The organism is Acrocarpospora pleiomorpha (assembly GCF_009687885.1).
GTDB lineage: Bacteria > Actinomycetota > Actinomycetes > Streptosporangiales > Streptosporangiaceae > Acrocarpospora > Acrocarpospora pleiomorpha.
The window spans coordinates 1-952 of record NZ_BLAF01000001.1; the positions used below are offsets into that span (position 1 = coordinate 1).

1 protein-coding gene is annotated in these 952 nt (G+C 66.7%); it reads left to right on the plus strand.

The genetic code is table 11. The features are described from left to right. On the plus strand, window positions 1-952 hold a 952-nt coding region (locus Aple_RS00005; protein WP_170321199.1), incomplete at both ends, for an acyl carrier protein.

Genomic DNA, 952 nt, shown 5'->3' on the forward strand with positions numbered 1-952 from the left:
TCCGGCGGGGGTGGATGTCCGGCGGGAGTTCCGTGAGCTGGGTTTCGACTCGCTGACCGCGCTTGAGTTGCGTAACCGGCTCAATACCGTCACCGGTCTTCGGCTGTCTTCCACGCTCATCTTCGATTATCCGACTCCGGTCGTGCTGGCCAGGTTTCTGCTTGATGAGTTGATGGGGACGTGGGAGGAGGTCCTGGATCCGGCGTCGGGGGCGTTGTCGCCGGTGGCTGACGATCCGGTTGTGATCGTGTCCATGGCGTGCCGTTTCCCGGGTGGGGTGGCTTCGCCGGAGGATCTGTGGCGGCTGGTGGCCGAGGGCGGGGACGGGATCAGCGGGTTCCCGACGACGCGTGGCTGGGATCTGGCGGCGGTCTATGACCCGGATCGGGAGAGGCACGGGACCAGTTATGTGCGTGAGGGCGGCTTCCTCTATGACGCGGGCGAATTCGACGCCGCGTTCTTCGGGATTTCGCCGCGTGAGGCGTTGGCGATGGATCCGCAGCAGCGGTTGTTGCTGGAGACGTCGTGGGAGGCGATCGAGCGGGCCGGGATGGACCCGGGTTCGTTGCGGGGCAGTCGTACCGGTGTGTTCGCCGGGGTGATCTACCACGACTACGGTCCGAGTGTTGAGTTCCCGCTGGACGCGCGGAGTTTCGTCAGCACCGGTACCGCGGGGAGTATCGCGACCGGTCGGATCTCGTACACGCTGGGGTTGGAGGGTCCGGCGGTGACGGTGGACACCGCGTGTTCGTCGTCGCTGGTGGCGATGCACATGGCGGCGCAGGCGCTGCGGTCGGGTGAGTGCTCTTTGGCGCTGGCCGGTGGTGTGACGGTGATGGCCACGCCGAGTTCCTTCATTGATTTCAGTGCTCAGGGCGGTCTGGCGGCCGATGGCCGGTGCAAGGCGTTCGCCGACGCGGCCGATGGCACGATCTGGTCCGAGGGCGCCGGC